The sequence below is a fragment of the Herbivorax alkaliphila genome, from assembly GCF_030848475.1.
Taxonomy (GTDB): Bacteria; Bacillota; Clostridia; order Acetivibrionales; family Acetivibrionaceae; genus Herbivorax.
In genome coordinates this window covers 23,852-38,162 of record NZ_JAVDDS010000013.1, presented here as the reverse complement: position 1 = coordinate 38,162, position 14,311 = coordinate 23,852, and the positions used below count along the sequence as shown (strand labels likewise).

At 31.0% G+C, this 14,311-nt stretch carries 15 protein-coding genes; 10 read left to right on the top strand and 5 right to left on the bottom strand.

Features of this window, described 5'->3' with window-relative positions:
• The first annotated feature begins 217 nt into the window (after positions 1-217).
• The 7 genes from RBH29_RS06640 to RBH29_RS06610 all read left to right on the top strand — a co-directional run bounded on the left by RBH29_RS06640 (position 218) and on the right by RBH29_RS06610 (position 6,942).
• Positions 218-796, top strand: a complete 579-nt coding sequence (locus RBH29_RS06640; protein WP_306695986.1) for an RNA polymerase sigma factor — start codon at positions 218-220, stop codon at positions 794-796.
• A complete protein-coding gene (locus RBH29_RS06635) occupies positions 786-2,294 on the top strand; it encodes a PKD domain-containing protein (RefSeq protein ID WP_306695985.1) in 1,509 nt (502 codons plus the stop codon). Before RBH29_RS06640 ends, RBH29_RS06635 begins: the two co-directional genes overlap by 11 nt.
• 235 nt (positions 2,295-2,529) lie before the next feature.
• On the top strand, positions 2,530-3,678 hold the full coding sequence (locus RBH29_RS06630; protein WP_306695984.1) for a DUF116 domain-containing protein: 1,149 nt from the start codon (positions 2,530-2,532) through the stop codon (positions 3,676-3,678).
• Between the two features lie 143 nt (positions 3,679-3,821).
• The gene (locus tag RBH29_RS06625; protein ID WP_306695983.1) at positions 3,822-4,001 is read left to right on the top strand and encodes a hypothetical protein; all 180 of its coding nucleotides are present in this window, start codon (positions 3,822-3,824) and stop codon (positions 3,999-4,001) included.
• A gap of 195 nt (positions 4,002-4,196) precedes the next feature.
• Positions 4,197-4,964 carry an ABC transporter ATP-binding protein gene (locus tag RBH29_RS06620; RefSeq protein WP_306695982.1) on the top strand — a complete coding sequence of 256 codons (768 nt, stop codon included), beginning with the start codon at positions 4,197-4,199 and terminating at the stop codon, positions 4,962-4,964.
• Entirely contained in the window at positions 4,957-5,769 is an 813-nt protein-coding gene (locus RBH29_RS06615) for an ABC transporter permease (protein ID WP_306695981.1), read from the top strand. The genes RBH29_RS06620 and RBH29_RS06615 overlap by 8 nt, the downstream gene beginning before the upstream one ends.
• 135 nt (positions 5,770-5,904) lie before the next feature.
• Positions 5,905-6,942 carry an ABC transporter substrate-binding protein gene (locus tag RBH29_RS06610; RefSeq protein WP_306695980.1) on the top strand — a complete coding sequence of 346 codons (1,038 nt, stop codon included), beginning with the start codon at positions 5,905-5,907 and terminating at the stop codon, positions 6,940-6,942.
• A gap of 161 nt (positions 6,943-7,103) precedes the next feature.
• Here the strand turns inward: RBH29_RS06610 and RBH29_RS06605 are convergent, their stop codons facing one another.
• Positions 7,104-7,667: a hypothetical protein gene (locus RBH29_RS06605; protein ID WP_306695979.1), complete on the bottom strand. Its 564-nt coding sequence runs from the start codon at positions 7,665-7,667 to the stop codon at positions 7,104-7,106.
• Between the two features lie 180 nt (positions 7,668-7,847).
• Between RBH29_RS06605 and lepB the strand changes: the two genes are divergently transcribed.
• Positions 7,848-8,423, top strand: a complete 576-nt coding sequence (gene lepB, locus RBH29_RS06600) for a signal peptidase I (protein WP_306695978.1) — start codon at positions 7,848-7,850, stop codon at positions 8,421-8,423.
• 125 nt (positions 8,424-8,548) lie between these two features.
• Here lepB and RBH29_RS06595 read toward each other — a convergent pair whose 3' ends face one another.
• Together RBH29_RS06595 and RBH29_RS06590 are read right to left on the bottom strand one after the other, a co-directional pair.
• Complete coding sequence (locus tag RBH29_RS06595; protein WP_306695977.1) at positions 8,549-9,682, bottom strand: THUMP domain-containing class I SAM-dependent RNA methyltransferase; 1,134 nt, start codon at positions 9,680-9,682, stop codon at positions 8,549-8,551.
• 17 nt (positions 9,683-9,699) lie between these two features.
• Positions 9,700-10,620: a response regulator gene (locus RBH29_RS06590; protein ID WP_306695976.1), complete on the bottom strand. Its 921-nt coding sequence runs from the start codon at positions 10,618-10,620 to the stop codon at positions 9,700-9,702.
• Between the two features lie 306 nt (positions 10,621-10,926).
• Here RBH29_RS06590 and aroA point away from each other — a divergent pair, with 306 nt between their 5' ends.
• Both aroA and spo0A read left to right on the top strand, forming a co-directional pair.
• A complete protein-coding gene (gene aroA / locus RBH29_RS06585) occupies positions 10,927-12,198 on the top strand; it encodes a 3-phosphoshikimate 1-carboxyvinyltransferase (protein ID WP_306695975.1) in 1,272 nt (423 codons plus the stop codon).
• Positions 12,199-12,334: 136 nt separating this feature from the next.
• Positions 12,335-13,144 (top strand): sporulation transcription factor Spo0A, encoded by an 810-nt coding sequence (gene spo0A, locus RBH29_RS06580; RefSeq protein ID WP_306695974.1) that lies wholly within the window; start codon positions 12,335-12,337, stop codon positions 13,142-13,144.
• A gap of 47 nt (positions 13,145-13,191) precedes the next feature.
• Here the strand turns inward: spo0A and RBH29_RS06575 are convergent, their stop codons facing one another.
• Both RBH29_RS06575 and RBH29_RS06570 read right to left on the bottom strand, forming a co-directional pair.
• The gene (locus RBH29_RS06575) at positions 13,192-13,467 is read right to left on the bottom strand and encodes an HU family DNA-binding protein (RefSeq protein WP_306695973.1); all 276 of its coding nucleotides are present in this window, start codon (positions 13,465-13,467) and stop codon (positions 13,192-13,194) included.
• A gap of 178 nt (positions 13,468-13,645) precedes the next feature.
• Positions 13,646-14,011 carry an adenine nucleotide alpha hydrolase family protein gene (locus RBH29_RS06570; protein ID WP_306695972.1) on the bottom strand — a complete coding sequence of 122 codons (366 nt, stop codon included), beginning with the start codon at positions 14,009-14,011 and terminating at the stop codon, positions 13,646-13,648.
• Between the last annotated feature and the right edge of the window lie 300 nt (positions 14,012-14,311).

Below are 14,311 nucleotides of genomic sequence, written 5' to 3'. Positions count from 1 at the left end.
AAATCTTGGTTTCAAAATTCTTAAGAAATTTTATGGAACTTTTCAAGAATACAAACGTAAATGTATTATGAGGGGTTGTACTATATAGATATATGACCATAATTTTTTAAGCATTTAAAGACTACTTAAAAAATTAAGTATATAATAAAACATTGCGATATATATTAAGGATTTAAATTATGTACAAGCAAAAAACTTGAGAGGCAGGTGTGAGTATTTGGAGATTACTGATTTTCAGGATGCTGGATGTTTCGATAAACGTAATAAATTATTAAATCTAATAGATATACATAAAAATCAGATTTACAAATTGTGCTGTCAACTTACTAATAACAGGTTTGATGCTGAGGATCTTTTTCAGGACATATGGGTAAGAGTTGTAAGGAACCTTGATTGTTATAATGAAAACAAATCTTTTGATACATGGCTTTATACTATTACTATTAACTTATATAGAGATAGATATAGAAAACAAAAACGATGGCTAAATATAATAAAAGATTTTTTTACAAATGAAAAAAAGGAAAGTGTGTTTTCAAATGTTCCTGAAAGCAAATTCCATCCAGAAACACATTTGATAGATGAAGAGTCAACAAAAGAACTAGAGAAATTTGTGAGTGGCTTGCCAGACACTTATAGAATACCAATTATTTTATATTATTATAAGGAAATGAACTATAATCAGATATCAAGAGTATTGGATATTCCTTTAGGCACAGTGAAATCCCGTTTAAACAGAGGAATACGGAAACTAAAAGAATTGATGGAGAAAGGAGGATATAGTTATGAATCATGAAAAACTAGAAAAACTACTAAAGAAAATCAATTCGAAAGAAATATTGCCTTCTGAGGAGCTAGTTGTTTGTACTAAGGAAAAGGTTCTTGAAGAACTAGACTTAATAGATAATAGAAAAGCAGGAAGAATGTTTAAAAAAGCTACTCATAAAAAAACGATTATTAAGTTTGTACAGTTTTTAACGGTTGCAAGTTCTATTTTTATTTTAATATTTTTATTACATAGTGTTATTCCTGACGAGGACATATATGCATATATAGATGTAGATATTAATCCAAGCTTTGAAATGATAGTTGACTCAAATAATATAGTAATAAAAACAATGTCGTTTAATGACAATGCAAAAGAATTTTTAAAAAACTTAAACATTAAGAATAAGTCTTTAGATAGAGCTATGGAAGAAATTTTAGAAAAGTCAATTAACATGGATTTAATTAGTTATAAATCAAATGAGGTTATTATTACAGCTTGTTTAGCAGAAAGATATGTAAATGAAAAAAAAGAGGAAAAAAATTTAAAAAGAATTTTAGATAATTTGAAAACATGGACATCAAAATACCAAGATTCTCAAATTAACTTCCATACTATAATGGTTTCATCTGAAGTTTATAAAAATGCTAGACAAAACAATATTTCTATGTCAAAGTATGTGTTGTTTGAAGAGTTGGAAAAAAGAGGGCTTAACTATAATATTGAAGATATAAAAAGTAAGGATATAACGTACATGATAAACAAATTGACCAAAAGAGGAGAAGACAACACAAAAGAAAAAATCAAACCTACAGCTTCTTTTAGTTATACACCTAAGGAAGTGACAATAGGTGATATTGTGAATTTTGATGCGACAAATTCACATGATTTTGATGGAGATATTATACAATATTCGTGGGATTTTGGAGACGGAGTTAACGGATTTGGGGAAGTTGTAGCACACAAATATACAGAACCTGGAGATTATTTAGTAAAATTAAGTGTTACTAACAAATTAGGGCTAACAACTACTTATAAAAAAAAGGTTACTGTTAAACTTTGTTCAAGTAACAATGTCAAAATTAACTGGGAAGATGGTAGTACTGAAGGGTTTATAACAAATAATAATTTATCTAGTATATCTAACACAACAAAAAAATATTATGATGGAAATAGATCTTTAAAATGGGATATAACAGCTTCTGAAAGTGAAACATTGGGTATAGGAAAAGATTTGTATACTATCATACCATCTGGTTCAAAGGTGACTTTTAGGATATGGGTACCATCAGGGGCTCCAATAAGAGCTATACAACCATATGTTATGCCTTTTGAAGGTGATTATGAAAACATAAAGTGGTATTCATCATGGAAAAGATATGGAAATATAAAAAAAGATGCATGGAATGAATTTACTATTAATCTGCCGACGGATTTAGATATGACTTTAGAACAACAAATAGGTATTCAGTGTGTGACAATAGGAGAAGGAAGTTTTAGCATATATATTGACCTGATTGAGTGGTGATATAATGTAAATTTTGTATATGTTAATTCTGATATATATTCATAGAGATATTGAAGAGATTGTAGGTGGATTGTTAATTTACACATTTCTACTTACAGTCTCCTTTTTAAAAAAAATGATGCTTCAGCCGTGAGCAAAGGGTTTTGAAGTTGAATTTTTTCATAACATCGCATATAATATTATTTAATAAAGAGAATATTTTGAAAAGTAGAATTATTTATAAGGGGAAGTCATTATGGAGAAAAAAGTTTACTCGCTTAATAAAAAAGGTGTAGAAGATTCCGATTTATACTATGAAGATATAAAAGGATTTACTGATGAGGTAATTGAGAAAGTCAGCTTTTATATTGATGAATTACCCATGAGAGTCTATGAAAAGCACAATACTACAAGAGAAGAAAGCATCCTAGAATTCTTAATTCTAGGGGTGTTATGGAATGAATATGGAAAAAACGCAGTAATTCTTAAAAAATCACCTACAAAAATTCTTGAGTTTCTTTCTAAACTTCGTAATAAATCAAACAAAATAAAGCCTGGGGTTGATTTTTTGAGAGGTATCATGTCAACTGCTTTTCTAATAAAAAAAGATAGGATTAATGTTTTAAAACCAAGTAGCCATAGTATGAATAAACTAATTGATTGGCTAAGAGCATCTGGAGAATTTAATCAGGAGGTAAAAAGATTAGAAAAATGCCGTGTTTATTTGTCTCAGATTTCCACTAAAGAAATGATAGAAATTATTGAAAAATCCATTGCTTTTGCTTCTTGGTTTGAAACGAGAAGTAAAGAGGCATTGGGGAAATACACCTATAATGTTGAAAAGTTTTTAAAAGGATCTCATGGAAAACATTATTGGCATGAAGATGTAATCTTTTGTGGCAGGGGAAGAGTTGAGTATCATTTAAACATGGTTGGAGCAGAGATGATGAACAGAGCTTTTAATAAAGAGTTTTTAAATACTAGATATAAAGTTTTAGTTTTACCTGCCTGCATGTGTCTTAATTTAAAATCAGGATGTAAAACAAAAAAGACTGACAAAGGATATTTTTGCACCGGGTGTAGCTCAAGATGTAGCGTAAACTACCTGACCAAAATGGGGAATCAATATGGTTTTAAAGTCCTAGTCATTCCACATCAATCTTCACTATCTAATCATAATAAAAGAGATATTTTTCTAAAAGAGGACACAGGAGTCATTGGAGTTGCCTGTGTGCTAAACTTAATTTCAGGAGGATGGATGCTAAGAGAAAGAGGCGTTTTTCCACAATGTGTATTGCTAAATTATTGCGGATGTAAAAAACATTGGCATAAAAAGGGCGTGCCTACAAATATTGATAATAATCAGCTAAAAAAAATTCTTAGCATATGTATTCCGTCTGGTTAAAAGAACTTATAGTATATGCAACTTAGGTATATGTAAGAGCTTTTATTGTTATAAGAAAAAATGAACTTTTTACAGAAATATATCGTCTAAATTATATCTTTTATCGAATTCATTGAACTAAAGTTTTTGGAAGGGGCAAGTTAATGATGGAGGGATATAATTATACAGAAATAGGAATGCTGGCTGGAACTGCAATTGGAGGAATGCTTGCAGTAACAGAATTTATAATTTGGAATAGTTTTTCACCTGTAATGTGTGTTGTTTTTGGAGTATGTTTAGGAATTCTTACAGGCAGGTTTATCGATAAAAGATTTATAAAATGATTTAACTTTTATTTACAAGATAAAATTCTTTGGTAATTTTCAGATATGTGGAGTTAAAAACCATCAAATCAATTTTTGTAGCATCTAACAAAATATTTATAATTCCTATAAGTTATAATTCATTAGGTTTTATGAGAACCTTTAAATAAAATAAATAATATACTGTTATAAAGGCCTAAAATTGGGGTGCTTAAAGTGAACAGTATTGTAAAACTTAAGGATGTCTCTATGAAGTATCATTCATTAAATGGAGAGACAGATGCTTTAGTTGATATTAATTTTTCTGTAAACAAAGGTGAGTTTTTTAGTATTGTAGGACCTAGTGGATGTGGAAAATCAACGTTGCTTTCTCTTATAGCAGGTCTTATCAAACCATCTTCTGGCGAAATTCTATTAAATGACCGTCCTGTTTCAGGGATGTCAGAAAAGGTTGGCTACATGCTTCAAAAAGACCATCTTTTTGAATGGAGAAATATTGTGAAAAATGTACTTTTAGGACTTGAAATCAGAAAAAATATTTCACAAGAAAACAAAAAATATGTATTAAATCTTTTAGATACCTATGGTCTTGGTGAATTTAAAGACAAATATCCATCACAGTTATCAGGTGGCATGAGACAAAGGGCTGCCCTCATAAGAACACTTGCTTCAAAACCAGAAATACTTCTTTTAGATGAGGCCTTTTCTGCATTGGATTATCAAACAAGGCTTTCTGTTGCTGATGACATATTTAAAATAATAAAAAAAGAAAACAAAACAGCAATACTTGTTACTCATGATATAGCTGAAAGTATAAGCTTGTCAGACAGAGTTATGGTTCTTTCAAAAAGACCAGGCACTGTAAAAAGTATACATGATATTGTACTTTCAACAAAAGAGAAAAGTCCATTAGCATCAAGAGATGCACCAGAATTTAAAGATTACTTTAATAGGATATGGAAGGAGCTTGATGTTCATGTTTAGTTCCAAAAAGTTATTGATATCAGAGGATCACAGAGAATATTTAAGAAAAATAAAGCTTCGTAAACTATTTATATTATTTACACAAATTGCTCTGGTAGTATTGCTGTTTGTATTATGGGAAGTAGCTGCAAATTTTAAGATTATAGATCCATTTATAACAAGCCAGCCGTCAAGGATTATGAGAACTTTTTTAAATCTTTATAATGAGGGACAGCTTTTTAAACATATTGGAGTCACTTGTACAGAGACAGTTATAGGATTTTTGTTAGGTACATTGCTTGGTACTACGATAGCTATTATTCTGTGGTGGTCGGATTTTCTCTCAAAGGTTATGGAGCCATATCTTATTGTACTAAACAGTTTACCTAAAATAGCGTTAGGACCTATTTTTATAGTTTGGATAGGGGCCGGACCTGCTGCAATAGTAGTGATAGCCATGTCTATATCTATAGTTGTGACTATACTTGAAGTTTTAAATGGATTACAGTCAGTAGATATGGATAAAATAAAGCTTGTTAAAACTTTTGGTGCAAGCAAGCTCCAAGTACTTTCTAAAGTTGTACTGCCCTCTTCTATGCCTGTTATTGTCAATGCTCTTAAAGTCAATGTAGGATTATCTTGGGTTGGTGTAATAGTAGGAGAATTTTTAGTATCTAGATCAGGAATAGGTTATCTTATTGTCTATGGTGGTCAGGTATTTCAGCTTGATTTGGTTATGACCAGTGTATTAATTCTATCTATAGCGGCAACATTAATGTATCAGATGGTAGCTTTATTTGAAAGATTTATTGTCAAATCCAAGTAAAAGGGTGTATTTAATGAAAGGATAAAAACCCCAGAAACTAAAGTTTCGCAGTCTAGAGGCTGTAAATACTTCAATGCATTTATAATTCACCTATTACTAAGAGAAAGAATATACTGATTTTGGAGGTGTGTTAGTATGAAAAAGTTTTTTTTATTTAGAAAGACAGGTCGAAAAGCTGACAAACCAAAATTGCTATTGATTTTTGGCTTGATTTCAGGAATGGTGCTTTCATTTTGTGCATGTGGCGAAAATGATTATGAAAAGGTGCGTTTAAATGAAGTTACCCATTCAGTTTTTTATGCTCCCCAATATGTGGCTTTAAATTTAGGTTTCTTTGAGGAGGAAGGATTGGAAATAGAACTTACAACAGGTCAGGGAGCAGACAAAGTTATGACATCGGTTTTGTCAGACCAGGCAGACATTGGATTTGCTGGACCAGAAGCTGCAATATATGTATACAATGAAGGCAGTGAAGATTTTGCAAAGGTCTTTGCTCAGCTTACCAAACGAGATGGTTCATTTCTTGTGGGGCGAGAGCCTGAAGATGATTTTAAATGGGAAAATCTTAAAGACAGTGTTGTAATTGGTGGCAGAAAAGGCGGCGTACCTTATATGACATTAGAATATGTACTTAAAAAGAATGGATTAAATCCTGAAAAAGATTTAGTTGTTGATACCAACGTGCAGTTTGCATTGATGGCGGGAGCCTTTACTGGCGGACAGGGAGATTATGTAACTTTGTTTGAACCTACAGCATCTATGCTTGAAAAAGAAGAAAGAGGATATGTTTTAGCGTCTATTGGTAGGGAAAGTGGAGAGATACCCTATACAGCGTACTTTGCAAAAAAGAGTTACATAGAAGAAAATAAAGATTTGATTCAAAAATTCACAAATGCAGTATATAAAGGACAACAGTGGGTTCAAAATCATACTCCTGAGGAAATAGCAGAGGCTATAATGCCTTCTTTTCCAGATGCAGATGAGGATATTTTAATAAAAGTTGCACAGAGGTACAAAGAAAATGATGCATGGAGCAGTGATCCAGTTATGAAAAAAGAAGCTTTTGATCTTTTGCAAGAAGTAATGAAAGAGGCAGGGGAGTTAACAAAAGAAGTTCCATTTGAAGATATAGTAGACACAGAGTTTGCCCAAAATGCAATAGATGCGGAATAAAAGCAGTTAAATTTAGAAAAGTACAGAGTTTATATATATATAATTTCATTTTTGACACTTGATGAAAATAAAAAGCTTGAAAACCTTTGAAATAAAGGAGTTTCGAGCTTTTATTTAATTAGGACAAAAGTTTTAAAGAAGAAATTTAAAACTTTGAAAAATTAATTAATAGCAGTATAATTTTTAACTGCTTCAAGAAATGATTCATCATCATTTCTTTTAAGGCTGCAAAATATTATTTCATCCATGTAGTCATCAAAATAAGTAGAAATAAGATAATTTTTAACTTTAAAATCTGTAAGACCTTTAAAATAATTTCGAGCAGGTGTTAGACCTATATCAATAAGGAAGCTTAAATCCTCTGCTGTTATATCATAGTTGCTACTTGTACGAAGAATATTTAAGTTACCTGCTTCTGAGCCATAGGTAGTGCTAATCCCTAATTTTTGCAATTCATCTTGAATTATGGCACGACAAAAATAATGTCTAGAGCTTTCATATTTCATTTTTGGATATTTTTCTTCGTACAGTGCCTCATTGAAGTCTATATTTGTTCTTTTTAAAATTTTTTCTTCCTGTTCAAGCAGTTTGTTGTCAATAAGACATTTAAGAAAGTTAAGGTCTTCTTCACCACCACTGCTTGATTTTGAATTACATAGAACGTTTTCCATTGTTACACTTGCATCTCTTGATATGAGTTTTTCCATTAATAAATTATTTAGCAATTTAATCACCTCATAAAATAGTATAGCCAGTATTTAAATTATTACTATATGTTGTACTAGAAAAATTTAATGAGACTTAATAAAATGAATTTCCAAGTTAATTTTTTTCTGTTTACAAATTATTCATATTATTATGGTATAATACCAACATATTAACAAAATTTAAGGGGGTAACAATTTATGAAAAAAGTTTTTAAAGAAGTACTAAGTTGGTCATCCTATATAGTTCTAGCAGTTATATTCGGCCTTGCAATAAACATTTTTATTCTTCAACCTACCCAAGTTAAAGGAATATCAATGGAATCCACATTAACTCAAAACGATAGAGTAATTGTAAACAAGCTTATGCATACTTTGGGAAATGAGCCTGATTATGGAGACATTGTTATAATTGACAGTCGTGTTGAAAGAGCACGTTCAATAAAAGATGATATTATGGACAGCATCAAACATAATGCTATTTCAAACCTTTTAAAAGATGAACCAGAACAAATTCTATGGATTAAAAGAGTTATAGCAAAATCTGGAGATACATTAGAATTTAAAGATGGTCAGGTGTTATTAAATGGCAAGATTTTAGATGAGCCATATATTAATGAACCTATGTGTGAATATAGTGCTCCTAATATGATTATTACAATACCAGAAGATCATGTTTTTGTAATGGGTGATAATAGAAATTACAGCGATGACAGTAGAGAAATAGGCTGCGTTCCACTTAATCATGTACTTGGAAAATACCTTTTTAAATTTTAGTAAACTATAAATTATAATTATGTAGCAAAAAATCATATAGGGAGAAATCTGTGAATAAAGAAAAAGCTAGCAAGTTTGTTAGTGCTAGCTTTTTACGCATATTGTGTGATTAAACTTAACACAAATCATCTTGGTGGTTTTGGTCCAAAAAATTGATAGTAATCAACTTTTATATTACCATTATAAAATTTTCTTTTCTTGTTTGCCTTTTTGCCATATAAATTTTCAAATTCTTCTACAGAGCTTAAGATGTACTTTGACCAAGTGCTGTAAGTTTCAAAAGTCTTGCCCAATTCTTTATATAAATTGTCTACTTCTTTCTTTTGACTAATTCGCTCTCCATATGGGGGATTAGATATTATTACACCGTACTTATCTTTTAATTTGACATCTTTAAAATCGCTGGTAAAAAACTCTATACAATCATCAACACCAGCTTCAAAGGCATTTTCTTTTGACAATTCTATAGCTTCAGGACTAATATCCGATGCATAGATTTTTAAATCTAAATCTTGGTCAATTGCACTAAAGGCAATACGCCTTTCTTCTTTCCATATATCCTTACCTATAACAGGCCATTGTTGAGAAGCAAAGCTTCTATTAAGACCTGGAGCAATGTTTTTTCCTATAAGTGCAGCTTCAATGGGAATGGTGCCTGAACCGCAAAAACAGTCCAGTAAAGGCTTGCTTTTGTTCCAATAACTTATCATAATCATTGCACAGGCAAGAGTCTCTTTAATAGGTGCCGTCACAATTTTTTCTCTATATCCCCTTTTGTGAAGTGCTGTACCACTTGTGTCTATAGTCAAAGTTGCAATATCTTTTAAAAGTGATACCTGAATTGTATATTCAGGGCCTGTTTCTTTAAACCAATCCACATTATATTTTGATTTTAGTTTTTCAACAACAGCTTTTTTTACAATAGCCTGACTGTCTGATATGCTAAAAAGCTTTGATTTCACTGACTTGCCTAAAACTGTAAATTTGCCGTCTGCAGTTATCCATTCATCCCAAGGGAGTGATTTTGTCTTTTCAAAAAGTTCTTCAAAGGAGAGTGCTTTGAATTCTCCTATTTTAAGTAGCACCCTGTCAGCACATCTTAGGTTAAGATTAGCTTTAGCAATGCTGGAGAGATTTCCCTTGAAAGAGATTTTTCCATTTTCAGTTATTATATCCTTAAAACCTAAGTTTGTTACTTCTTTTTTTACCATAGCTTCTATACCAGCGGCACATGTAGCAATAAGTTCAATTTCTTTCATAGTACTTCCTTTCTATTTTATATTTTAAATTTATTATACTTATTTCTAGCTTCATCTAATGCATTTTCTCCAATTGAGGTTATTTTTTCAAGCATTATTTTATCTTCTATCTGTTTAATTGCTTTTTTAATTAATTCTTGAAAGTTTTTGCCGTCATCAGGGAAAGTTGAATATACAGTATAAAAAAGCTCATTGAAGTCGGCATGTAATTGCTTTAAGCCTTCAGAAATGCTAATTTTTATTTTTTCAACCACTTTTGATGATCCAGATGCATTTGTAAAGGGCAGTATCACTAAAATATCCTTATTTTCATTTAGTATAACTGTATCTGTATACCTTGAAGAGAGTTTTACCCTTTCAATAACAGAATTATACACATTGCTCATAAATTCTGAATTAACCTGCGTAACTGTGTCTTTCTTGTCACTGTGTATTGGAGTAATAAGGATTATTGAAAGACTTTTATTAGCACGGGATGCAATTTTAAATTCTTTGGTTATATAGTCTTCAATAGATAATGTTATAACATTTGCGCTGTCTATGTTATACCTGAAGCTTTGATCAATTTTCAAAACGCTTCTAATTGAGTTTCTAAGGCGCTGTGTTCTATATGGTTTTATTATATAATCTCGCACATTGAATTTTAATGAAGCTTTGCGATGATTTCTATTGTCTGCTTTTGTCACTATAATTACAGGAATATCAGAAGTAGCTGATTTTGACTTTATCGAAGACAGAATTTCAAATCCCTCTTCTGCTACTGGAAATTCTATATCTAAAATTATAAGAGAAATATCGGATTGAATTTCCTTAAGATTATAAAATTCATTTGAGTTTTTTACTTCAATAAAATCAAATTCTCCAATAGTGTCAAAAGTAATTTTTATTTTTTCTCTTTCATATTCGTAATAATCGATAATCAATATAGTTCCATCCATATAAATTACATCCTTACTTATTATTTTTTACAGGTTATATATACCCTTATTTTATGATTTTAAGTATAATTTTAAAACATACTATAGTAATATTTTAACACATATTTTTAGTAAGTGATATAATATATAATAATAAAAGTTTGTCTATAACCATTTATTATATTAGAATATATATTGGAGATAAAAAAATTACTTTTACAATAACAAATAAAAGTGAACATCTTAACTGCTTTAGAATATAAAAAGCTTTAAGTATTTTAAGGCAGAGTAATAGATAGTAGGATGGTAGAAAGGAGAGAACGTAGTATGATACTAAAGGTGAGAAAATCAAATGCAGGCGGAAAGGTTAAAATACCTGGTTCAAAATCTCATACAATAAGGGCATTGTTTTTTGCTTCTCTTGCAGGAGGTAGGTCAGAAATTAAGAATCCATTGAGTTCAAGCGATTCAGCATCTGCAGTTGATGTTTGCACGGCGTTAGGTGCTAAAATCCAAATATTTGAAGACAAATATATTATAGAAGGTTTTGATTCAAAGCCTTTTACACCTGAAGATGTTATAAATGTAGGAAACTCAGGTACAACATTGAGATTTGGAACAGTTGCAGCTGCCTTAAGTGAAGGGTATTCAGTTTTTACAGGGGACTATCAGATAAGAAAAAGGCCTCTAGGCCCATTATTGTCTGCTGTAAATAATTTAGGAGCACAGGCTTTTTCAACTAGGAATAATGAAATGGCACCAGTTGTTGTAAAGGGAAAAATCAAGGGAGGAGTTACAAATTTAGATTCTGTTACATCTCAGTACCTTTCAGCATTACTTATAAACGCACCTGTTTTTGAAAAAGATACAGAAATTAAAATTACAAGGCTAAATGAAATTCCATATGTGGACATTACACTGTGGTGGCTAGATAAGCTTGGAATAAAGTATGAAAACAACAATTATAGATCTTTTTATTTAAAGGGTGGGCAACGGTATCGTCCAATAAATATCACCATTCCGGGAGATTTTTCTTCAGCCACTTTTTTTGCTGTACAGGCAGCTATATCAGGTGGCGAGTTTGTTCTTGATAATTTGGATATTAATGATCCTCAAGGAGATAAAGAGGTGTTTTCAATACTTGAAGATATGGGAGCCTGTGTAAAAGTTAAAGGTCAAAGCATTAGTATGAAGGGTAATGGTTTAAAGGGAAGGGAAATAGACATGAATGCAATTCCTGATGCCCTTCCAGCAATGGCTGTTGCAGGCTGTTTTGCAGAAGGAGAGACAAGGCTTGTTAATGTGCCTCAGGCAAGATTGAAAGAAACTGATAGAATAAAAGTTATGTGTGAGCAACTGACTAAAATGGGAGCTGATATAAAGGAATTAGAAGATGGGCTTGTTATTAAAAAAAGTGATCTTAAGGGCTGTAGAGTAAATGGATATGACGATCATAGAATTGTTATGGCACTTAGTTTAGCAGGGTTAAATGCTGTTGATGAAACGGTTATAGATACTGCTGAGGCAATTAAAGTTACTTTTCCTGAGTACGTTCAACTAATGAACAGTTCAGGTGCAGATATGGAGTTTGTCACTTAAAAATGCAAATAATAGTATTATTTTATTGAATATTATATTATAATAGTATAAAGAGGAGAAAAAAGTCTTGAAAATTATTTTAAGATTATTTTTTAGGGAGTAATAAAGATTATATATACTAGAAGGCGGAAGGAAAATGAAGGGTAAAATTACTGTTGTAATTGCTGACGATAATGTAGAGTTTGCAGAATTATTAAAAGAGTATATGAATCAGCATGATGATATAGACGTAGTTGGTATTGCAAAAGATGGTTTGAAAGCTATTGATATGATAGTTTCTTTAAAGCCTGCAGTTGTTATACTGGATGTTATAATGCCCAATTTAGACGGTCTGGCAGTTTTAGAGCGATTATCTACTATGGAAATAGAACGCAAACCAATATATATAATGCTCTCTGCAATAGGAAAGGATGTTTTTATACAAAAAGCTGTTTCCCTTGGTGCAGAATATTACATAATCAAACCTTTTGATATAGAGGTTTTAATAACAAGAGTCAGACAACTGTATGAAGAAAAATATATGACAGCTTTTTCTTATAAGCCTGTTGTAAGAAATTCTGAATTAACCTGTGCTAATGAAAACGATCGCTCTTTTAATGTTGAAGTTGAAGTTACAAATTTAATGCATGAAGTTGGTATCCCACCACATATGGCAGGATATCAGTATTTGCGAGAAGCTATCATTAAAGCTGTTGAAAATCCAAAGGGATTTGGAGCCATTACTAAAACACTTTATCCAGCAGTTGCAAAAAAGCACAATATTTCTCCACAAAAAGTGGAAAGAGGAATACGCAATGCAATTGAAAGTGCATGGGCAAGAGGTAATCCTGATACAATGGATTCCCTGTTTGGCTATACCATTAACTATAACAAAGGTAAGCCTACTAATTCTGAGTGTATAGCCATGATGGCTGACAAAATAAGAATTGCAATGGGGAAATGTTAAAGACCTGCTCTTTTGAGCAGGTCTTTAACATTTAATATCTTAACATTTTACTTGTTAATAATATCTTTCAATCCTTTTCCTGCTTTAAATACAGGAGCTTTAGATGCGGGGATTGTGATTTCTTCTTTTGTTTGAGGATTCCTTCCCTTTCTAGCAGCCCTGTCTCTCACCTCAAAAGAACCGAAACCAACAAGAACAATTTTTTCACCATCTTGTAATGCTCCTTCAACAGAAGAAATAAATGCATTTAAAGCAGCTTCACTATCCTTTTTGCTTAAACCTGATTTAGAAGCAATTGAGTTCACTAAATCTGTTTTGTTCATATACACAACCTCCTAATTTTGGAATTCGACATTATTTTATAATGAAAACAGCATAAAGTCAAGGCTTTTGGCGATATTTTTATGAAATAATGTGTCATTCCAATGTGAAAACAACTGCAATTTACATATAAAACAAAAAACAACAAAATCCTTGAATATAAATCAATTAAAAACCATGCTACATTTGAGGAACGACATAAATTTCGATGTCAGGAAGTAAAGCTTTTAGTTCGGTAAAAAATTTGTTTTCCTTATGATCATTTGGGGATTCCCCCATTACAATATAAGTTATCTTATTTTCTTTTGCAAAATTCACTATAGACTCGGTTATACTATCAGATTTCAAGACAGAGAGATTAGCACCTACTGATTTTGAAATTTTAAAAAGATATTCTAGTGCCTCTCCTTCTTGGCTATTATCTAAAAAATTCCATTCATTTTTGGCAACATGTATTACAAAAAGGTCACCCTTTAATTCATTTCTTAAATCTGCCGCTTTTAAAATTAATCGTTCACATGTGATTTGTTGTGTAACACAAACCATTATGTTTTGAGGAGAACCCAACTTTAAAACCCCTTTCTATATAGAGATTTTCCCTTAAAAAAAAGTTTAAAGCAAGTTTTTAAGAGAAACATCTAATCTAATCGTAGTATGTATTAAAATATTAATGTGAAAACTCAAAAGTAATATTAACATATTTATTGTAAAGAGTAAAGTTGTATAAACTCAATTAAAATTAAAATATAAAACATTTGTTAAAAAACTCTTGACTAGCATGAAGATTATTAAATAATACATAAGATTACATTGTATATTGGATAAATATTATTTACACATCTGTTC